Below are 20,541 nucleotides of genomic sequence, written 5' to 3'. Positions count from 1 at the left end.
GTAATGGCGATCAAGCGATAACCGAGCGATAAAAGAAGCGGGCAATAAAAAACCCGCGGCATAACCGCGGGTTTTTGTCCGGCAAACAGCTTTCGCCGCGCGCCGCTTTAACGCTTGAAGATTAGTGCTTCACGACTTCCGTCGCACCGACGTCTTTGCCTGACTCAGCCGCGACCGGCGTAGCAGGTTTCGGCTCTTCATCCGGCAATGCCTGCGGCACACGTTCGAGCGCCAGTTCGAGCACCTTGTCGATCCAGCGGACCGGCACGATTTCGATTGCGTTCTTCACGTTGTCCGGGATCTCCGTCAAGTCCTTGACGTTTTCTTCCGGAACCAGCACCAGTTTGATACCGCCGCGATGCGCCGCCAGCAGCTTCTCTTTCAGGCCGCCGATCGGCAGAACTTCGCCACGTAACGTGATTTCGCCTGTCATCGCGACATTGGCACGCACCGGAATTCCGGTCAGTACCGACACCAGCGCGGTCGTCATCGCGATACCGGCCGAAGGACCGTCCTTCGGCGTGGCGCCTTCCGGCACGTGGATGTGAATGTCCTGCTTCTCGAACGCTTCGTCCTTAATACCGAGACGACGCGAGCGCGAACGAACCACCGAACGTGCTGCCTCGACAGATTCCTTCATCACGTCGCCGAGCGAACCCGTGCGAATCACGTTGCCTTTACCCGGCATCACCGCAGCTTCGATGGTCAGCAGATCGCCGCCCACTTCCGTCCACGCGAGACCCGTGACCTGGCCAACCTGATTTTCCTTCGCCGCCAGACCGAAGTCATACTTGCGCACGCCAAGGAACGTGTCGAGGTTGCTGCCGTCGACCTTCACCGCGCCTTCCGCCTTCTTCAGCAGAAGCATCTTCACGACCTTGCGGCAGATCTTCGAGATTTCACGCTCGAGCGAACGTACGCCCGCTTCACGCGTGTAGTAACGAATGATGTCGCGGATCGCTGTTTCCGTCACATCGACCTCACCTTCCTTGAGGCCGTTGTTCTTCTTCTGCTTCGGCAAAAGATAACGTTGCGCGATGCTGACCTTCTCGTCTTCTGTGTAACCCGACAGACGGATCACTTCCATCCGGTCGAGCAATGGCGGCGGAATGTTCAGCGAGTTCGACGTCGCCACGAACATCACGTCCGACAGATCGAAGTCGACTTCGACGTAGTGATCGGCGAACGTATGGTTCTGTTCCGGATCGAGCACTTCGAGCAAGGCCGACGACGGATCGCCGCGGAAATCCTGACCCATCTTGTCGACTTCGTCGAGCAGGAAGAGCGGATTGCGCACGCCGACCTTGGTCAGGCTTTGCAGAATCTTGCCGGGCATCGAACCGATGTACGTACGACGGTGACCGCGAATCTCGGCTTCGTCGCGCACGCCGCCGAGCGCCATACGCACGAACTTGCGATTCGTGGCGCGAGCGATCGACTGACCCAGCGACGTCTTACCGACACCCGGAGGCCCAACGAGGCACAGGATCGGCGCTTTCACCTTGTCGACACGTTGCTGGACCGCGAGATACTCGAGAATGCGTTCCTTCACTTTCTCGAGACCGAAGTGGTCTTCGTCGAGCACGCGTTCCGCATTCGAGAGGTCGTTGTTGACCTTGCTCTTCTTACGCCACGGCAGGCCGATCAGCGTGTCGATGTAGTTACGCACGACCGTTGCTTCAGCCGACATCGGCGACATCAGCTTGAGCTTCTTCAGCTCGGCGTCGGCCTTCTTCTTGGCTTCCTTCGGCATGCGGGCAGCCGTGATGCGCTTCTCGAGTTCTTCGAGATCCGCACCTTCTTCGCCTTCACCGAGTTCCTTCTGGATCGCCTTGACCTGCTCGTTCAGGTAGTACTCGCGCTGGCTCTTCTCCATCTGGCGTTTGACACGCCCACGGATGCGCTTTTCGACCTGCAGGATGTCGATCTCAGCTTCGAGTTGCGCGAGCAGATGCTCGAGGCGCTCGATCACCGGGAACATTTCGAGGATGTGCTGCTTCTGGTCGAGCTTCAACGGCAAATGCGCCGCGATCGTGTCGGCCAGACGACCCGCCTCGTCGATACCCGACAGCGACGTCAGGATCTCCGGCGGGATCTTCTTGTTCAGCTTCACATACTGGTCGAACTGCGACACGATCGCGCGGCGCAGCGCTTCAGTTTCAGCGCTGTCGGCGTGGTCGGGTTCGAGCGGCATGACTTCGCACGAGAACTGCGTTTCCTGTTCTTCGATGGAAAGCGTCTTCGCGCGCTGCAAGCCTTCGACGAGCACCTTCACGGTACCGTCGGGCAGCTTCAGCATTTGCAGGATGTTGGCAATACACCCTACTTCGTACATGTCCTTTTCGGTCGGCTCATCTTTCGCAGCCGTTTTCTGGGCGACGAGCATGATGTGCTTGCCGCCTTCCATCGCTGCTTCGAGAGCCTTGATCGACTTCGGGCGGCCTACGAAGAGCGGAATCACCATGTGCGGGAAAACGACTACGTCACGCAGCGGGAGCAGCGGGAGCGTAATGCGTTCCGGCGGGAGGAGTTGGGTTCCTGACATTTCATTTCCCCATGAGTGGAATCAGTTCGTTCGATAGGTGAGGCCAGCAGAAAATATTGCAAGCCTCCGCGTGTGGGAAAAGTTCAGTGACTCCGAAGGTTCAGTGACTCCATAGTGAAAACAAGCATCCTTAACCACACGATAAACGAAAAAAGCCGTTCACGTCGCCATGAACGGCTTTTTTTGCAGAACCCGAAAGCCGATCAGTTCGAACCCGCCACTTTTGGCGCGTCTTCATAGATCAGCAGCGGTTTGCCGTCGCCATCAATCACGTTGTCGTCGATGATGACCTTGCTAACGCCTTTCATTGCCGGCAGATCGTACATCACGTCAAGCAACGCCTGTTCCAGGATGGAGCGCAGACCCCGTGCCCCCGTCTTGCGACGAATCGCCTTACGCGCCACAGCCTGCAACGCGCCCGGGCGAATTTCGAGCTCGACGCGTTCCATATTGAACAGCTTGTGGTACTGCTTCACCAGCGCGTTCTTCGGTTCGACGAGGATCTTCATCAACGCGACTTCGTCGAGCTTGCCGAGCGTGGCCACCACCGGCAGACGACCGATCAATTCCGGAATCAGACCGAACTTGATCAGATCTTCCGGCTCCACTTCGCGCAGCACTTCGCCGGCGTCGCGGTCCTGCTTGCTCTTCACACTGGCGCCGAAGCCGATGCCAGTTTTCTCGGTACGATCGACGATGACTTTTTCGAGTCCGTCGAACGCGCCGCCGCAAATGAACAGGATGTTGGTCGTGTCGACCTGGATGAAGTCCTGATTCGGATGCTTGCGACCGCCCTGCGGCGGCACCGACGCCATCGTGCCCTCGACCAGCTTCAGCAGTGCCTGCTGCACGCCTTCACCCGACACGTCGCGGGTGATCGACGGGTTGTCGGACTTGCGGCTGATCTTGTCGATTTCGTCGATGTAGACAATGCCGCGCTGGGCTTTGTCGACTTCGTAATTGCAGTTCTGCAGCAGCTTCTGGATGATGTTCTCGACGTCTTCACCGACATAGCCGGCTTCCGTCAGCGTGGTTGCATCGGCAATCACGAACGGCACGTTCAGAAGACGCGCCAGCGTCTGCGCGAGCAAGGTCTTGCCGGAGCCCGTCGGGCCGATCAGCAGGATGTTGCTCTTGGACAGCTCGATCTCGTCTTTCTTGTCGAGGTGCTTGAGGCGCTTGTAGTGGTTGTACACCGCCACCGCGAGAATCTTCTTCGCGCGTTCCTGACCGATCACGTACTGGTCGAGGATTTCACGGATTTCCTGCGGGCTCGGCAGATCGGACTTGGACAAGCCCGCCTCGATGCCCGCGCCTGCAGCTTCGTCACGGATGATTTCGTTGCACAGGTCGATACATTCATCGCAGATGAACACCGACGGGCCGGCAATCAGTTTTTTGACTTCATGCTGGCTCTTGCCGCAAAACGAGCAATACAACAGCTTTTCGCTGTTAGAACTTTTCTTGTCCGCCATAGATGTGTGAGCCTCCGGACACTCGATTACATGATACGCCGTTTGCCCCGGCCTCACAGTTGGGGCGCGGCAGGGGCTGAGCCAAGGTGACGGCGTTTGCCGCAGGCGCTCGGACGAGTTTTGATTATTTCACAAACCGATCGGACGACGGCCTTGCCTCATTTCAGGGCAAGGCCGCACCAGATCAAGGGCGCTTGTGCGCGACCTGGTCGACCAGGCCGTAGGCTTGCGCGTCATCGCCGGACATGAAATTGTCGCGGTCGGTGTCGCGTGCAATACGCTCGACCGGTTGGCCGGTATGGTGCGCCAGCAGGTGATTCAGACGCTCCTTCAAATACAGGATTTCGCGCGCCTGAATTTCGATGTCCGATGCCTGACCACGTGCGCCGCCCAGCGGCTGGTGAATCATCACGCGCGAGTTCGGCAGCGCGAAACGCTTGCCCTTCGCGCCGGCCGCCAGCAGGAATGCGCCCATGCTGGCCGCGAGTCCCATGCACAACGTGGAAACGTCGGGCTTGATGAACTGCATCGTGTCGTAGATCGCCATACCAGCCGACACCGAGCCACCCGGGCTATTGATGTAGAAGCTGATGTCCTTGTCCGGATTTTCGCTTTCAAGGAACAGCATCTGCGCGACAACCAGATTGGCCGTCTGATCGTTCACCTCGCCGACCAGGAACACGATGCGTTCCTTCAGCAGACGCGAATAGATGTCATACGAGCGCTCGCCCCGGCCGCTCGTTTCCACGACGATCGGCACCAGTCCGAGCGCCTGCGCTTCGAGATCCCGGGACGACTGGGAGGTCAACGTGTCCAGCATTTGGGCGCGAAAGGTCATGCAATGGATCCTTGTCTGGAAATATTCTAACTATTAGATGCTAGACAGGTGTGGTCGACAAGCCCGTATTCAAGTGCGCGATCAGTGCGAGCGCCGGCTGCAAGGTGGCGCAAAACGCCATGCAAAATGCAACGCATGCTCACGACCTATTCGCCGCACAAAAAAACGGCGTGCGGGCCGTCACTCCGACAGCCGGCACGCCGTTGCAGCGACGCTTACGCTTGCGCCGTTGCGCTTGCCAGTTCTTCGAAGCTTACTTCCTTGTCCGTCACCTTGGCCTTGCTGAGGACGAAATCGACGACGTTGGCTTCAACGACGTACGCTTCCATTTCTGCAAGACGTTGCTGGTTGGAATAATACCAGCGGACGACTTCCTTCGGGTCTTCGTAGCTTTTCGCGAATTCGTCGACTTCGGCACGAATCTGCTCCGGCTTCGCTTGCAGTTCGTTGGCCTTGACCAGCTCGGCCAGCACGAGGCCCAGCTTGACGCGGCGCTCGGCCTGGTCCTTGAACATGGCAGCCGGGATCGGTGCGTCTTTGGCGTTCGGCACGCCGCGTTGCTCCAGATCCTGACGCGCCATCACGACGAGGCGTTCCTGATCCTGCTCGATCAGCGCGTTCGGCACGTCCAGTTCCGAAATCTTCAGCAGCGCGTCCATCACCTGGTTCTTGACGATGGCTTGCGTGCGGCGCTTCGCTTCGCGTTCAAGATTGTCTTTGATCTCAGCGCGCATCTTGGTCAGATCGCCGTCTTCGATACCGAGCGACTTCGCGAATTCAGCGTCGATTTCCGGCAGATGCGGCCACTCGATCTTCTTCATCGTGATCGTGAATTGCGCGGTCTTACCGGCGACTTCCTTGCCGTGGTAGTCCTCAGGGAACGCCAGGTCGAATTCCTTCGACTCGCCGACCTTCAGGCCCGTTGCAGCCGTTTCGAATTCCGGCAGCATGCGGCCTTCGCCCAGCACGAAAGCGAAGTCGTCAGCGCTACCGCCCTGGAACACTTCACCGTCGATCTTGCCGACGAAGTCGACCGACACGCGATCGCCTTCTTTCGCTGCCGTGTCCGCACCGCCGTCACCATGGTCGCCGGCTTCGCCGCGAGCGTGGAAGTGCACGCGCTGCTTGCGCAGGATTTCCAGCGTGCGATCGATTTCCGCTTCGCTGATGGAGGTCGTGGTGCGCTCGATTTCAGCCGTGGCGACGTCGCCCAGCTTCACTTCCGGATACACCTCGAAGGTCGCGTCGAAAGCGTAGTCGCCTTCAACCGCGTCGGACTTCGGCGCGAAGCTCGGCTGACCGGCGACGCGCAGGTTTTCGGCGCGGCTGATGTCGAAGAATTCCTTGCCGACCTTGTCGCTCAGGACTTCGGCTTCCACCTGACCCGAATACTGTTGCGTCACCATCTTGAGCGGCACCTTGCCCGGGCGGAAACCCGGCATGCGCACGTTCTTCGCGAGTTGACGGATACGCGAGTCCACTTCCTTCTGCACGGCGTCCTTCGGCAGGGAAATCGTGACGCGGCGTTCGAGCTTGCCGAGGTTCTCAACAACGTTAGCCATGGCTTCAATCGTCCTAAAATTATTCGAGCGAATCAGTTATCTTCTCCGTGCCGCTTTTCGACGTCGCTTGACAGCGTGGCGTTGCGTCGATTGCGCGCCTGCGCCGCGGGCTTGCAGGCCGCCGGCAGCACGGTTGGGTCCAAAGAGCCGAATATTTTAGCAAACTATTTGCGCGCCCAAGCGGGATTCCTCGATTCGCTGCTTTTTTCTCGCGATTCGGGCCGCTTTCCACGCCGTTTCGGCGCGGTTTCCGCCAGGTTCGGACGATCCCGGCTATGCCGTTCGACATATTCAGTCGGCGCGCCCATGCTGATAAAGTGACGCACGCGCTCGGGGCTGCGCCCGCACTTCTTCCGCAGTGTCGTCGCCGCACCCGCCCTCGCCACGATTCCAAACTATCAGAGACACCATGCCGAATTCGCCGTCCTCGCCCGTCGTCGTCATTGCTCCCGACTCTTTTAAAGGCTCGCTTAGCGCGGAACAGGTCGCGCAGTCGATCGCGTCAGGCATTCGCCGCGCCCGCCCTGACGCCGAAGTGCGTATCTGCCCGATGGCCGACGGCGGCGAAGGCACGCTCGACGCCATGCTCACCAGCGGCGGCGAACGCCGCACGCTCAGCGTGCGCGGTGCGGCCGGTCCGGTACGCGACGCGCTCACGGGCCTACTCGCCGACGGCAGCGCGATCGTCGAAACGGCGGAAGTAGTCGGCATTACGGATCCGGTGGGCATGGGCGTGCCGGTCGAGGCGCGCAGCACGCGCGGCATGGGCGAAGCGATCCGCGCGCTGCTGGACGCGGGCGTGCGGCGCTTTTACGTAGCGCTTGGCGGCAGCAGCACGAATGATGGCGGCGCCGGCCTGCTCGCCGGCCTCGGTCTGAAACTATTCGACGCCCAGGATCAGGAACTCGACGCCACACCCGAACAGCTCGCGCGCGTCGCGCGGCTCGACGTGTCGCAACTCGACGCGCGGCTGAAAGACACGCAATTCGTCGGCATGTCCGACGTCGACAACCCGCTGACCGGTGAGCACGGTGCCACTGCAGTGTTCGGTCCGCAAAAAGGCGTGAAGCCGGAGCAGATCGCGTCGATCGACGCGGCTCTCACCCGCTTCGCCGATCTGCTCGAAGCGGCGCTCGGGCGCAGCGCGCGCGACCTGCCGGGCGCGGGTGCGGCCGGCGGCCTCGGCTTCGCGCTGCATATGCTCGGCGCGCAATTCGAGCCGGGCGCGGAAACCGTTGCACGGCAAATCGGCCTCGACGCCGCGCTCGAAGGCGCGAACTGGCTGATCACGGGCGAAGGCCGGTCAGACGTGCAAACGCTGCACGGCAAAGCACCCTTCATTGCGTGCCGCCATGCACAGGCTGCGGGCGTGCCGGCCACGCTGCTGTCCGGCGCGGTGGACTCCGCGGCCCTGCCGCGGCTCGCCGAATACTTCAGCGGCTGCTTCTCGCCGGCGCCCGGCCCGATCACGCTCGAGGTCGCGATTCGCGACGCGGCGCGTCTGCTGGCCGACGCGGCCGAACAATTGACGCGCCTGAAATTCGGCGCGCGTTGACCGACGGGACGGTTGCGGCAACAATCACAGCGCCGCGACCGCATCACTCACTACGGGAAGACCATGAAGGACTCCGCCAAAGCCGGGCTCGAGCAGTTCCTCACGTACCGCCTGCATGTGCTGAACAAGCTTGCCGAGCGTGGTATCAGCGAGCGCTATCAGGACAAGCTCGGCGTGACCTTGCCTGAGGCGCGCGTGATTGCATCGGTGGGCTCGTTTGGACCGTTCTCGATCATGGAACTGGCGCGGCACGCCAACCTCGACAAGAGTCAGGCGAGCCGCGCCGCGGAAGCGTTGATCAAACAAGGGCTGGTGAAACGCGAGCCGAGCGCCGAAGACGGCCGCGTCGTGCTGGTGTCGCTGACCCCGGAGGGTCGCGCGCTGTACCGGAAGGTGATGCCGATCGCGCGCAAGTGGAACGGCGACCTGTTCGATTGCCTCGACGAGCAGGAAAAAATCGCGTTCGGCCATTCGCTCGACAAAATCATCGAAACGATGATGGCGCGCGAGGAGTGAGACGCAAAAGCGGCGGCCGGGTCGGCATACGCTGAACTCAGGCTTTGCCGTCACCTTTGGTGTTGACGTTGACACTGGCGTTGACGCCGGACCGCGCAGCATCCGCATCAATAGCCGGAGCGTTCATTGCTCCGGATTCGACTGGCAAACCATTCGCCATCGCGCCACTCGCCCCGCCCGCCTGCGCATGGGCGCGAGCACCGCGCGCGAGCCGCCATGCGAGCGCGGCGAGCGAGCCCACCGCCAACAACAACGCCGCCCCTATCAGGTAGCGACGCCGCGCATCCGGTGGCGCGGGCTGACCATCGGCGTCCGGCCCAAGTGACAACGCGTCGCCCACGCGCGCCGTCGCCACAACCGATGACGCGCCCGCCAACAGCTCATCCCGACTCACTGCCGCCGATACGGTCGCGACGCTCCCCACCGACAGCGCGAACGGCGCGACCCCACGCGCGGCGAAAAGCAGCGTCGCCGGACGCCAGCCGGCGGCCACCGTCAAGGTTCCGTTACCTAGTCCGCCATTGCGCGTATCGACCACCACCCGCCATTGACGATCGGTATCGGGCGCGAACGAGAGCGACGGATTGTTTTGCTCGACCGCGCCGTTGTGCAAGCGGAACAGCGTCGCACTCGACACTTCACGCCAAGGCGCGTCGAGACCCGTGCGCGAATAAACAACTGCCGGCGCCACCGTATCGGGCTGCGGCAAATTCAGCCGCAGCCGGTCGACCGGATACGGGCCGCCCGTCGCGAAGAAATACTCGCCCGGTTTCGGCCCGGCATGAGCGACGATGCCTTCGCGCCACGTCCGCTGCGCGTCGGCGCGTTGCGCGTGGACGGCGACGGCCTGCACTTCCATGTCGATCGACTCGACATAGGGCGTGCCGTCGAGCCAATGCAGCCGCAGATAGCGCGCCGGCGCGCCGTCCAGTTCGACACGGTCCTGACTCAGCGCGCTGCCGTTGGCGTTGACCTTGAGCAGTTGCGCGTCGCCGGCGGGTTGCCAGTGGCGTAGATCGTCGCTGGCTTCGACCGTGACGCGCCCCTGGTAATTGTCGTCCCGCAGGTGCACGAGCAATGCACTCACCCGACCCGCGCGCGCCGCACGCCCCGCGTCGATCAGATCCGTGTCGTGCTGTTCGCGGGCCGGCGGGGCTGCGGTGGCGCGCAGCGAGCCGTCGGCGGCCATCGCCACGCCGAATGGCGCGCTGGAGGCGCCGGGCACAGCCGGCGGCAACGGAAACCAGTTCACCGGACGCAACGTGGGCGCGCCGCGCGCGGCGTCGCGTGGTATCTCGAGTGAATACGGCATGGCTTCGCCGGCGCTGTCGACAACGCGCACGTCGCCCAGATCGCTGCGCTGGCTCGCCGCGTAGACGGCGGCGGGCAACGTCACGCTATAAAAAGAAGCGCCGTTGTCGAGTTGCAGCGCAAAACGCTCTGCGAAATTGTCGGCGGCCGACACCGGCGCCGATGCCCACGCGAACACGAACGCACAACACCAGCCGGTCAGTTTCAGGACACGCTTCATTGCTCGGTTTCCAGGACCACAGCCTCGGGCGGCAACGGCTGGATGCAGCCGACGAGCAGCCACATCGAACCCCTGCCGATGAACAACACAATCCGCTCGACAACGCTCACATGCAACAGCTTAAACAGAGCACACGCGCCGCGAGAGCAGCGCATTGAACCACACGAAGGACACAGCCACCATCTCGCCGCCACGCGGCGACCCGTCAACCATGTCAAAATTCGGCAGCGGCCACCGAGCCTTCAATCTCCCACATTTCATCCAAGGAAGTTTCAGTGGACATCAACAAACAGGTCGCGGCTCTCACCGCTTCGGAACTCCAGACCGCCGGCGCGAGCCAGGCGACGGCGATTGCCGTCAGTGTGCTGCTGCGTCATCTGCGTTCGCCTGAACTGGCGAAACTGTTGTCGTCGGCATTCGACAACCATCAGGCCGTGATGTTGAAAACGCCATGGCCCGAGCCGATGCTGCAGGCGTTCGACTCGACCCGCCGTTTCCTCGAAGGCGCGGCGCAAGCCGAGCTGCCGGGTATGCAGGCGCAACCCGACGCACCGGAAGCTTGAGCACAGCCGGGCAGCACCTGCCCGGCGCCCAGCGAAAAAGTCAGACCGGAAACAAAAAACCCCGTCAGTCCAAAGACTTAACGGGGTTCTTCACTACAGATTAATGGTGCGAGGGAGGGGACTCGAACCCCTACACCCTTGCGGGCGTCAGGACCTAAACCTGGTGCGTCTACCAATTTCGCCACCCTCGCAGCCGGATCGACGCGATGCGCCTATCCGATGTCCTGCAGGCTTGCGGCCGCGTTCAAAACTCGCGCCCGAAACCGTAAGCGCGAGATTCTAACCGATAGATTCGCGCTTGTCTGCATCTGCCGGGCATCTGTCCGGACGGCGCCGATGCTACAATTTTTGGCTCGATGCACGAACCACGTGCCCCTTCTTTGCCGCCTGTTCCCCACACGCCCAATCCAGTGAATTTCGACGACTATTGCCAGCAGAAAGCGGCACCACCCGGATCGGGCACTTACTACGCGCTGCGTCAGGCGTCCGCGAAAAGCCGGCCGACGCTCACCGCGCTGTTCGCGCTACGCCGCGAGTTCGAGGAAACGGTCAAGGAAACCAGCGATCCGACGATCGGCCGGACGAAACTCGCGTGGTGGCAAAACGAACTGGCCGCGCTGGCCTCGGGCTCGCCGTCGCATCCTGTGTCGAAGGCGCTGGCCGCGTACCTGCCCGACGTGAAGGCGGCGTATCCGGCGCTGCAGGGCCTGCTCGCCGGCTTCGAGATGGACCTCGACCAGGCGCGCTATCTCGACTATCCGAATCTGCGACGCTACGTGCAAGGCGTCGGCGGCACGTTCGCCGCGCTGGTGGCGCGCGCGGCGACCAGGAGCGCAGCGGACGGCGAGCAGGTTTCGAGCTGGTCCGTGCAACTCGGCGACGCGCTGCTACTCGCGCAACTCGTGGTCGAGACCGGCAACGATGCCCGTCACGGCCGCATCTATATTCCGATCGACGAGATGCAGCGCTTCAACGTGACCGCGGCGGATCTGATCAATCGGAAATATACCGATGCGTTCACCGACCTGATGCGCTTCGAGACGACTCGCGCGCGTGACGCGTTGCATGCCGCGCTCGCGGCCGTGCCTGCTGCCGAGCGCCGCGCACAGCGCACGCTGCTCGCGCTCGCCGCGCTCGCGCTGGCGCTGCTGGATGAGATTGAACGCGATGGTTATCACGTGCTGCATCAACGCATCGCGTTGACGCCGGTTCGCAAGCTGTGGATCGCGTGGCGCGCGAAGTAGACGCGCGGCGCGCGGGACGGCTGTTGGGTCGTTGTGAAGCGACGCTCGTCAAGTGCCGGTCGTTAAGCGCCCCTCAACGCGCCCCCGCATCACGCGCGCAACAACGGCAACGGCTCGAACTTCTGCTGCAAAATCGTCGACGCGTCGAGCCCCCACCACGGCCCCAACACCGTCGCATAAAGCTGCCGGAAATCCACGCCGACCGGCAGGTTGCCATTGCCGTCGAGTCGCGCGAGAACCGGCGGCACGCCGTACAACCCGCCGCGCACGCGCCCACCCATCACGAAGTGCGGCGCCACCGTCCCATGGTCCGTGCCGTTGCTCTGATTCTCACGCGGACGGCGCCCGAACTCGGCATAGGTCATCACCAGCGTGTCGTCCCAGCGGCCGAGTTCGGTCAGCGCCGACTTCATCGACGCGAAACCTTCCGCCAGTTGCTTGAGCAGCGCCGCCTGCTGACCCGGCTGGTTCTGGTGCGTGTCGAACCCGTTCAGCGTCAGACGGATCACCGCCACGCCCTGCCCGCTCTTCGGTTTTTCCTGCGACGTATCGCCGGCCGCTAAAACCTGCATCGCCGTTTTGATCGAGCTGCCGAAAGCACCGCCGGGAAACACCGTCTTCAACTGCGCCTGACCTTGCGTGGGACGCAGCCGGTCCGCCGCTTTCACGATGTCGTTTTCAACGTCGAGAATATGCGCGAGTTCCGGGTTGCGTTCGTGCAGCGAGACCGGCGTCGCGAGGCGCGAAGCCTTGACGAACTGCGCCGGATTGACCAGCGCGATCGCGCGCGCGCCATTCGCGAGCGGTCCCATTTCGGCGCTGCCGATCACCACGCCGTCGGCGGCAAAACCGGGCGGCACCGGTGATTGTGCAAACGCGCGGGTCAGCCAGCCTTCGCGCAGATACTGGTCGGAGCGCGAGGCGGTGTCCCAGATCTCGATCGACCGAAAATGCGAGAGGTTCGGTTGCGTGTAGCTCACGCCTTGCACGATCGCCAGTTGCTGGCTGTGCCAGAGCGGCATCAACGGCTGCAGTGAAGGATGCAGCGCGGTGCGCTCGTCGAGCTGAATGCCCTGCTCGCGTTTGATGCCAATGTTCTTGCGCAATTGATAGTAAGCCGGATCGGCGAACGGGATCACGGTGTTCAAGCCGTCGTTGCCGCCTTTCAGTTCGACGAGGATCAGCAGGTTGTCGTAGCCACGCGACCGCGAGGCGCCAAGGCCATCGAGTTGCGCGCCGAACGCGCGAGGCAGCCAGAGCGTCGCGCTCGCGGCGGCGCCCATCGAGAGAAAGCTGCGTCGTTTCATCCTGCACCTCGTTCGATCGTTATGGCGTGAGTGGCTTGCTTCAACGGCTCGCCTCAAAGGCTAGCTTCAACAGCTCATTTCAACTGATAAGCCGGGTCCATCAGCAACGCTTCCAGGTACGCGCTCGCGGTCGAATCGGTTTCGATCGCGTCCACCGGCGTCAGCGGCAAGACCGCGTGCTGCAACTGCAACTCCGCCGACAACCCCGGCTTCGCCGTCGGCGCGGTGTTGTAATGCGCGAGCCACGTGTCGATATCGAAGCGTACGCCGCCTTGCGCGTTTTGACCCGTTCGCGCGATCACACGTTGTAACGGCGAATTACCTGCCTTACCGCTAGCCGGTGCGCCACTTGCCGCGACCTTGCCGTTCATCGCGCCGTTCATCACATTGTTCATCGCGCCGTTCACCGGCTTGCCCATCGGCCGCGGCCTCGCGGCTTCGGTCGCGCGGAACAACTGCTCAACAAACTGCTTGCGGGCCAGCAACGTCGAACTGTTGATCCAGGTCGTGCCGCCCGGCCAACCTTTGACGTTCGGCGGATAAAACAGGTTTTCGCCGAGGTTGCGGATCTCCGCGGCGAACGGCGCGGTGTTGTCGTAACCAATATCGAACGCGCGCAGCGTGCCCACCACGAATTCCGCCGGCGACTTCACGAGCACGCCGCGATCGTCGTCGTCCCAGAACGCGTCGCTCATGAACAGGCCGCGCAACGCAACCTTGATGTCGTAGTGACTCGCGCGGAACTGCGCCGCGATCGGCGCAATTCGCGCCGGGTCCGGCGTGTCGGACACGAATTCGCGCCACAGTTTGGTCGTGACGAAGGTGGCCGTATCCGGCCGCGCGAGCAGAATGTCGAGCACCTGGTCGCCATCGAACGGGCCGGCCTCACCGAGCACCGTCTTCTCGCCGTCGTCGTGCTGGTTCGCGCGCCACACGTAGGCCTGCGTATCGGGATCGAGACTCCAGCCCGTGTAAGCGCGCGCCGCTTCCGACACATCGCGCTGCCTGTAATGACCTTCGCCCAAGGTGAACAGCTCCATCACCTCACGGGCGAAATTCTCATTGGGCTTGCCCTTGCGATTGCTCGCGCCGTCGAGGTATTGCAGCATCGCCGGATCTTTCGCGACGTCGTGCAGCATCTCGCCGAAGTTGCCGAGCGCGTCGCGACGCAGCAGCATGTTCTGCTGCGCCATCTGCTGCGGATACCCGACCTTGTCCTGCCCGGACGTGAAGTGATTGGCCCAGAACAGCGTCATGCGCTCGGTCAGCGGCGACGGCGTGCTGAGCATCTCGCGCACCCACCATGCGCGTAACGCGTCGTACCGCTGGCCACGCAGACGCTGCTCGTCGCGGCGCTGATCGTCGCTCCACGTTTTACGGACCTCGCGCGTCGGGATCGGTTCGAGCACCCACTCGGGCAGCGGCGTCAGCGCTTCGGTTCGGCTACCCGCGAGCACCTTGTCGACGGCCTGGGCGCGCGTGAGTCCCACGTATTGGGCGACCTCGGCGCTGTCCGGCGCGAAGCCGACACGCGTCAGGAAGAAGCGCGCGTCGTCGGCGTCGAGCAGGCCTTGCTCGCTGTCGGACGTATCGGCCGCCGCGGATGCCGTGGGCCGATGCTTCGCGTGCGGAACACGAGGCGCACCCTGCTGCTGCACGGCCGACGCCGGCGTAGCGGAGACCACCGCACAGACCACCGCCGCGAGCACGCTGGCCGATGCGGCCAACACCGTGCCGCGATTACCACGTTCTGGCAATTTCATCATGGATCATCCGGGTTGACGCAAGGTCACGGAGCGGCGCTTGTCCATCTTGGCGTGGCAAGCGGCGCTCGGCTCTGACGACTCAACGGCAGATTGGGCGGGAAAGTTGACGAGGGAAGTGCAACGAAATTTTTCACGCAAGGACGATGCGCGAGATGCCGGCTAGGGGCAGGCACGGAAATAGCTATCGCTTATAAAGTTCGCGGACAGCATCTTCGATGTGCTGCCGTAACAGACGCCGTTCGTCGGGCGTCATATGGCCGTCACGACGACGTTGATCGAGATCGGGAGGGACTGCGGTGCGCAACATCACGTCGGAAGCGGGACGCTCGATATTGGCGTTATGGCGATTGACCTTGGGGTTGCCGGGTCTGGGCGCGTGTTCGCTCGCAGCTCTGTCGGCGGAAGGCTGGGCATGGGCGAGCGTGGGTCCCAGTGAGCCTGCGAGCGTACCGGCAACTGCCAGTGCAATAACGCTCAGGCGCACATTTGGCCAAACCCCTCCCTTCATGTTTTTCCCTTCGTGGCGCGGCAACCGGCTACCTCAAATGCGTATACAGACCCCGGTAACTAGCCGGGTGCGAGAGTTTTTAGTCGAGTGAAGTATCCACCGAACAGCCGCATTCAGTAAAGCAGTCTACCTGCCCCCGCTTTACGTCGTGCCACAGTGCGGGTAAATTTTGTAACTGACTGTAACCCGATAAATGATGCAACCGCGCACCCCTTTCTAATCGCGCTAAGATGCCGACCATGGAAACTAAAAACCCTTCGAAAATCCTCGTCGTCGACGACGATCCGCGCCTGCGCGATCTGTTGCGCCGCTACCTCGGTGAACAGGGCTTCAATGTCTATGTCGCCGAGAACGCGCCGTCCATGAACAAGCTCTGGGTGCGTGAGCGCTTCGATCTGCTCGTGCTCGATCTGATGCTGCCCGGCGAGGACGGCCTGTCGATTTGCCGGCGTTTGCGCGGCAGTAACGACCGCACGCCGATCATCATGCTGACGGCCAAGGGTGAAGACGTCGATCGTATCGTGGGCCTCGAAATGGGCGCCGACGACTATCTGCCCAAGCCGTTCAACCCGCGCGAACTGGTCGCGCGGATTCACGCGGTGCTGCGCCGCCAGTCGCCGTCCGAATTGCCGGGCGCGCCGTCGGAAACCACCGAGGTGTTCGAGTTCGGCGAGTTCGCGCTGAACCTCGCCACCCGCACGCTCACCAAGGCCGGCCAGGAAATCCCGCTGACCACGGGCGAGTTCTCCGTGCTGAAGGTGTTCGCGCGTCATCCGCGCCAGCCGTTGTCGCGTGAAAAGCTGATGGAACTGGCACGTGGTCGTGAATACGAAGTGTTCGACCGCAGCCTCGACGTGCAGATCTCGCGTCTGCGCAAGCTGATCGAGCCGGATCCGGGCAGCCCGCGTTTCATTCAGACCGTCTGGGGTCTGGGTTACGTGTTCATCCCCGACGGTGCAGCCTGAGTTTGTTCTCGCCTCCTGTTTTTGATTTCAGATAAGAAGGGCCCATGCGGATCGACCGGCGCCTCCTGACGCTCGCGTTCGGCGGCCTTTTCTGGCGAACCTTTCTGCTGATCGCGCTATTGATCGCAGTCAGTCTCGCCGCCTGGTTCCAGAGCTTCCGGGTGATCGAACGCGAGCCGCGCGCGCAGCGCGTGGCGTTGCAGCTCGTGGCGATCGTCAAGCTCACGCGCACCGCCCTCCTTTATTCCGATCCCGACCTGCGGCGCGCACTGCTGCAGGATCTGGAGAGTAATGAAGGGGTGCGGGTGTACCCGCGCGAAACCACCGACAAATACAAGCTCCAGCCCGACGAGTCGCTGAACCGCCTGATCGAACATGACATTCGCGGCCGGCTCGGCGACGACACGGTCATCGCGCAGAGCGTGAACGACATTCCCGGCGTCTGGATCAGCTTCAAGATCGACGACGACGACTACTGGGTCGCCCTCGACCGCGATCAGCTCGACAACGCCACCGGGCTGCAATGGGCCGGCTGGGGCGTGTTCGCGCTGGCGCTCTCGCTGTTCGGCGCGGCGTTCATCACGAGTCTGGTGAATCGGCCGTTCGCGCGCCTCGCCATGGCCGCGCGCAAGGTCGGCTCGGGCCAGTCGCCCGAACCGCTGCCCGAGCGCGGCATGGGTGTGGCCGCCGAAACCAATCGCAGTTTCAACCAGATGGTGCAGGACCTCGAACAGCTCGAGGCCGACCGCGCGCTGATGCTCGCGGGGATTTCGCACGATCTGCGCACCCCGCTCGCGCGGCTGCGGCTCGAAACCGAAATGAGCCCGTCCGATCAAAGCACCAAAGACGCGATGGTCGACGACATCGAGCAGATGGACATGATCATCGGCCGCTTCCTCGATTACGCGCGGCCCGTGCAACGTGTTCCGGAACCTGTCGACCTTTCGGTGATCGCAGGAGAACTGGCTGCGCGTATGCAGAGCGAAGACAGCATGCGGCTGATCACGCGGCTCGCGCCGTCGGCGGTGATCGAGGCCGATGAAACCGACATGCGGCGGGTGGTCGGCAATCTGCTGGAGAACGCTCGCAAGTACGGTCTGAGCGACGGCGACGGCATTCCGCACGTGATTCTGGAAACGCGGGTGTCGCACTCGCGGGTTGAACTGTCCGTGGTCGATGAAGGCCCCGGCATTCCGGAAGACCAGTTGGCGCTTGTCACGCGGCCGTTTTATCGTGTGAACTCGGCGCGCACGCAGGCGAACGGCACGGGCCTCGGCATGGCCATCGTGCAGCGCCTCGTGGGCCGCTACCGCGGTGCGCTGCGTTTGCGCAACCGCACGCCGGGCCCGGGTCTCGAGGTCACGATCGAGTTCCCGCTGGCCAAGGGCGCCTGAGCGGAAACCGGCGTCAGGCGCCTCGGCGCGCCGCCTGCGGCCCACGGCCGCATTGAATAATTGCCACCCGTTCGATTAGCTTGACGCTATAGAACGGGTGGTTCAATAGAACCATAGGGGACACCGTGTGACGCGCTCGTGTAACGAGTTCGGAGCCTAAGACATGCTGTTTTTCCAACTTACGAAGGAGTATTCGCATGAAAACCGTTGGCGATAAAATCGAAGCGTTCACCATTGCCGCTGCCAAGCCAGGCTTCAACCATCACGAAGAAAACGGCGTCTCGGCGTTCGAAGAAATCACGGAGCAGTCGTTCCCGGGCAAGTGGAAAATCATTTATTTCTACCCGAAGGATTTCACCTTCGTGTGCCCGACCGAAATCGTCGAGTTCGGCAAACTGGCCAACGACTTCGAAGAACGCGACGCCGTGCTGCTGGGCGGCAGTGTCGATAACGAATTCGTGAAGCTGGCCTGGCGCCGCGAGCATAAAGACCTGGACAAGCTGAATCATTACGCATTCGGCGACGTGAAAGGCGAGTTGATCGACCAGCTCGGCGTGCGCGACAAGGAAGCCGGCGTCGCATTGCGCGCCACTTTCATTGTCGATCCGGACAATACGATCCAGCACGTGTCGGTGAATAACCTGAACGTGGGCCGCAATCCGGAAGAAGTGCTGCGGATTCTCGACGGTCTGCAAACGGACGAACTATGTCCGTGCAACCGCTCGGTCGGCGGCGCAACGCTGTAAGCCGTGTCTTCAAAAGCCCGTCAAGCTTGAAAAAGCCGCGGGCTTTTTTATCGACAACCCGATAGGAGATAACAATGGAATTCTTGTCTTCGATTAAGGCGCGCGTGCCGGACTACGCCAAGGACATCCGGCTGAATCTGGACGGCACGATTGCGCGCTCATCGCTCGAAGGAAACGATGCGGTCGGCGTGGCGTTGGCGGCGGCGTTCGCCGCGAAGTGCACGGTGATCGTCGACGCGATTCGCAATGCGGGCGTGTTGTCGCCGGAAGAAACGAATGGCGCGCTCACCGCCGCTGCGTTGATGGGCATGAATAACGTCTGGTATCCGTACGTCGAGATGACGGGCAGCGCGGATCTGAAATCGCAGCCGGCGCAATTACGGATGAACGCTTATGCGTCGCATGGCGGCGTGGATAAACGGCGCTTCGAGATGTATGCGCTGGCGGCGTCGATTATCGGCAAATGCCATTTTTGCGTGAAGTCGCACTTCGATACGCTGGTAGCCGAAGGCATGAGTGCCACGCAATTGCGCGATGTCGGCCGGATCGCGGCGGTGATTAATGCCACCGCGCAATGTATTGCCGCCGAGGGTAAATAAAACTTCGGTCAGCGCGCGCAGCACGATGATTTAATCGCCGCTGCGCGCGCGTCTCCTGAATGAGCCGATTCGGGTTCCTTCAGCCCAACCCGCCGTTAGCTCTTGATCAGCAACACCGCGGCCTGCGCTTCGATCCCCTCGCCTCGCCCGAGGTAACCGAGCTTTTCATTGGTCTTCGCCTTCACGTTGACGCGCTCGAGCGGCAGGCCGAGATCGGCCGCGATATTCGCGCGCATGCCTTCAATATGCGGCGCGAGCTTCGGCGCCTGCGCGACCACGCTGCTGTCCACATTCGCGATCGAAAACCCCGCCGCCGTCACGCGCGCATAACACTCGCGCAGCAAAACGCGGCTGTCCGCGCCGGCGAACTTCGCGTCGGTATCGGAGAAATGACGGCCGATGTCGCCCATTGCCGCGGCGCCGAAAATCGCGTCGGTGATCGCGTGCAGCAGCACGTCGGCGTCCGAATGCCCGAGCAAGCCGCGCTCATAAGGAATCGTCACGCCGCCAATAATCAACGGACGTCCCGGCACCAACGCATGCACGTCATACCCCTGGCCAATTCTGAAATCCATATGCGTCAAGTCCTTAAGTCCGCTTATTCACTGAAATTAAAACTGAAATTGCGATCGATCGAAACCGGTCCGAATTCAGACCGAAATTGATCATCACGAAGCCGACGGCCGGCTCAGAATCGCCTCGGCCAGCTCGAAATCTTCCGGATAGGTCACCTTGAAGTTGCGCAAGCTGCCCTGCACGAGCTTCGGCGCATGTCCCAGCCATTCGATCGCGCTCGCCTCGTCGGTCAGATCGTGACCGTCGGCCTGCGCGCGCAGAATCGCGTCGCGCAACATGCCGATGCGGAACATCTGCGGCGTCTGCGCCTGCCACAAACCGTCGCGTGCTTCGGTACGGGCGATGCGGCCGTCGGTGGACGCCGCGTCGATCCGCTTCAGCGTATCCGCCACCGGCAAGGCCATGATGCCGCCCACGGCGTCGTCCTTCAGCGCACCGACCAGCGCGCGGATCAGCGCGGGCGTGATGCCCGGCCGGGCCGCGTCGTGCACCAGCACCCAATCGTCGTCGTGCGCGCCGAACTCGGCGAGCGCCTGCAGCCCGTTCAGCACCGACGCCTGGCGCGACGCCCCGCCGCAGCGGCGCACCGCAAAGCGCAGCCGGCCGAAGCGGCGGCCGTCGAAGTGCTGGTCGTCGGGCGCGATCACCAGCAGGGTCTGGGCGAATTCGCTGCAGGCGTCGAAGGCCGCCAGCGAGTAATGCAGCATGTCGCGCCCGGCTACCGTGCGATATTGTTTGGGCATCGCGGCGCCGGAACGGCTGCCGGTGCCGGCGGATGGAATCAGGGCAAATAGACGGGAAGTCACGAGGGCGGAGGCCGCGAAGTCAAAGTAAAGGACGGATTTTATAAT

Annotated in this window: 18 protein-coding genes and 1 tRNA gene; 8 read left to right on the top strand and 11 right to left on the bottom strand. The window is 62.4% G+C overall.

Translation table 11 applies throughout. From position 1 onward, the window contains the following. Window positions 1–121: 121 nt before the first annotated feature. From lon to tig, 4 genes are all read right to left on the bottom strand, one after another. Window positions 122–2,545, bottom strand: a complete 2,424-nt coding sequence (gene lon / locus HWY05_RS09635) for an endopeptidase La (protein ID WP_176058162.1) — start codon at window positions 2,543–2,545, stop codon at window positions 122–124. Window positions 2,546–2,748: 203 nt separating this feature from the next. After that, window positions 2,749–4,020, bottom strand: coding sequence for an ATP-dependent Clp protease ATP-binding subunit ClpX (gene clpX / locus HWY05_RS09630; protein ID WP_035550307.1), 1,272 nt, complete (start codon window positions 4,018–4,020; stop codon window positions 2,749–2,751). A gap of 184 nt (window positions 4,021–4,204) precedes the next feature. Continuing rightward, window positions 4,205–4,858: an ATP-dependent Clp endopeptidase proteolytic subunit ClpP gene (gene clpP / locus HWY05_RS09625; RefSeq protein ID WP_007182010.1), complete on the bottom strand. Its 654-nt coding sequence runs from the start codon at window positions 4,856–4,858 to the stop codon at window positions 4,205–4,207. A 215-nt stretch (window positions 4,859–5,073) separates the two neighbouring features. Continuing rightward, the gene (gene tig / locus HWY05_RS09620) at window positions 5,074–6,420 is read right to left on the bottom strand and encodes a trigger factor (RefSeq protein ID WP_035550310.1); all 1,347 of its coding nucleotides are present in this window, start codon (window positions 6,418–6,420) and stop codon (window positions 5,074–5,076) included. Window positions 6,421–6,829: 409 nt separating this feature from the next. Between tig and HWY05_RS09615 the strand changes: the two genes are divergently transcribed. Then, window positions 6,830–7,975 carry a glycerate kinase gene (locus HWY05_RS09615; RefSeq protein ID WP_035550314.1) on the top strand — a complete coding sequence of 382 codons (1,146 nt, stop codon included), beginning with the start codon at window positions 6,830–6,832 and terminating at the stop codon, window positions 7,973–7,975. Window positions 7,976–8,038: 63 nt separating this feature from the next. Then, the gene (locus HWY05_RS09610; RefSeq protein WP_035550319.1) at window positions 8,039–8,491 is read left to right on the top strand and encodes a MarR family transcriptional regulator; all 453 of its coding nucleotides are present in this window, start codon (window positions 8,039–8,041) and stop codon (window positions 8,489–8,491) included. 37 nt (window positions 8,492–8,528) lie between these two features. On the opposite strand, the gene HWY05_RS09605 is transcribed toward HWY05_RS09610, so the two are convergent. Continuing rightward, window positions 8,529–10,022 carry a DUF3999 domain-containing protein gene (locus HWY05_RS09605; protein ID WP_176058161.1) on the bottom strand — a complete coding sequence of 498 codons (1,494 nt, stop codon included), beginning with the start codon at window positions 10,020–10,022 and terminating at the stop codon, window positions 8,529–8,531. Window positions 10,023–10,297: 275 nt separating this feature from the next. On the opposite strand from HWY05_RS09605, the gene HWY05_RS09600 reads away from it, so the two are divergent. After that, window positions 10,298–10,585, top strand: a complete 288-nt coding sequence (locus HWY05_RS09600; RefSeq protein ID WP_035550324.1) for a hypothetical protein — start codon at window positions 10,298–10,300, stop codon at window positions 10,583–10,585. A gap of 104 nt (window positions 10,586–10,689) precedes the next feature. Here the strand turns inward: HWY05_RS09600 and HWY05_RS09595 are convergent. Then, window positions 10,690–10,776 (bottom strand) — tRNA-Leu (locus tag HWY05_RS09595). 219 nt (window positions 10,777–10,995) lie between these two features. On the opposite strand from HWY05_RS09595, the gene HWY05_RS09590 reads away from it, so the two are divergent. Then, on the top strand, window positions 10,996–11,829 hold the full coding sequence (locus HWY05_RS09590) for a squalene/phytoene synthase family protein (protein ID WP_035550326.1): 834 nt from the start codon (window positions 10,996–10,998) through the stop codon (window positions 11,827–11,829). An 89-nt stretch (window positions 11,830–11,918) separates the two neighbouring features. On the opposite strand, the gene HWY05_RS09585 is transcribed toward HWY05_RS09590, so the two are convergent. From HWY05_RS09585 to HWY05_RS09575, 3 genes are all read right to left on the bottom strand, one after another. After that, complete coding sequence (locus tag HWY05_RS09585; protein ID WP_176058160.1) at window positions 11,919–13,136, bottom strand: DUF1501 domain-containing protein; 1,218 nt, start codon at window positions 13,134–13,136, stop codon at window positions 11,919–11,921. Between the two features lie 74 nt (window positions 13,137–13,210). Continuing rightward, window positions 13,211–14,902 (bottom strand): DUF1800 domain-containing protein, encoded by a 1,692-nt coding sequence (locus tag HWY05_RS09580; RefSeq protein WP_244146561.1) that lies wholly within the window; start codon window positions 14,900–14,902, stop codon window positions 13,211–13,213. A 181-nt stretch (window positions 14,903–15,083) separates the two neighbouring features. After that, entirely contained in the window at window positions 15,084–15,410 is a 327-nt protein-coding gene (locus HWY05_RS09575; RefSeq protein WP_081935856.1) for a hypothetical protein, read from the bottom strand. A gap of 239 nt (window positions 15,411–15,649) precedes the next feature. Here HWY05_RS09575 and ompR point away from each other — a divergent pair, with 239 nt between their 5' ends. The 4 genes from ompR (at window position 15,650) to HWY05_RS09555 (ending at window position 19,114) form a co-directional block, all read left to right on the top strand. Beyond that, entirely contained in the window at window positions 15,650–16,375 is a 726-nt protein-coding gene (gene ompR, locus HWY05_RS09570) for a two-component system response regulator OmpR (protein WP_033379433.1), read from the top strand. Between the two features lie 44 nt (window positions 16,376–16,419). Further along, complete coding sequence (locus tag HWY05_RS09565; RefSeq protein ID WP_035550334.1) at window positions 16,420–17,769, top strand: ATP-binding protein; 1,350 nt, start codon at window positions 16,420–16,422, stop codon at window positions 17,767–17,769. A 197-nt stretch (window positions 17,770–17,966) separates the two neighbouring features. Continuing rightward, entirely contained in the window at window positions 17,967–18,515 is a 549-nt protein-coding gene (locus HWY05_RS09560) for a peroxiredoxin (protein WP_035550336.1), read from the top strand. Window positions 18,516–18,589: 74 nt separating this feature from the next. Then, window positions 18,590–19,114, top strand: coding sequence for a carboxymuconolactone decarboxylase family protein (locus HWY05_RS09555; protein WP_035550339.1), 525 nt, complete (start codon window positions 18,590–18,592; stop codon window positions 19,112–19,114). Between the two features lie 95 nt (window positions 19,115–19,209). Here the strand turns inward: HWY05_RS09555 and ispF are convergent, their stop codons facing one another. Both ispF and ispD read right to left on the bottom strand, forming a co-directional pair. Beyond that, a complete protein-coding gene (gene ispF, locus HWY05_RS09550; protein WP_176058159.1) occupies window positions 19,210–19,689 on the bottom strand; it encodes a 2-C-methyl-D-erythritol 2,4-cyclodiphosphate synthase in 480 nt (159 codons plus the stop codon). A 93-nt stretch (window positions 19,690–19,782) separates the two neighbouring features. Continuing rightward, entirely contained in the window at window positions 19,783–20,496 is a 714-nt protein-coding gene (gene ispD, locus HWY05_RS09545; protein WP_035550345.1) for a 2-C-methyl-D-erythritol 4-phosphate cytidylyltransferase, read from the bottom strand. Window positions 20,497–20,541 lie beyond the last annotated feature (45 nt).

The organism is Paraburkholderia sp. BCC1876 (assembly GCF_902833695.1).
GTDB lineage: Bacteria > Pseudomonadota > Gammaproteobacteria > Burkholderiales > Burkholderiaceae > Paraburkholderia.
Note: the sequence above shows the minus strand (reverse complement) of the source record. Positions and strands in the feature narration are given on the sequence as shown.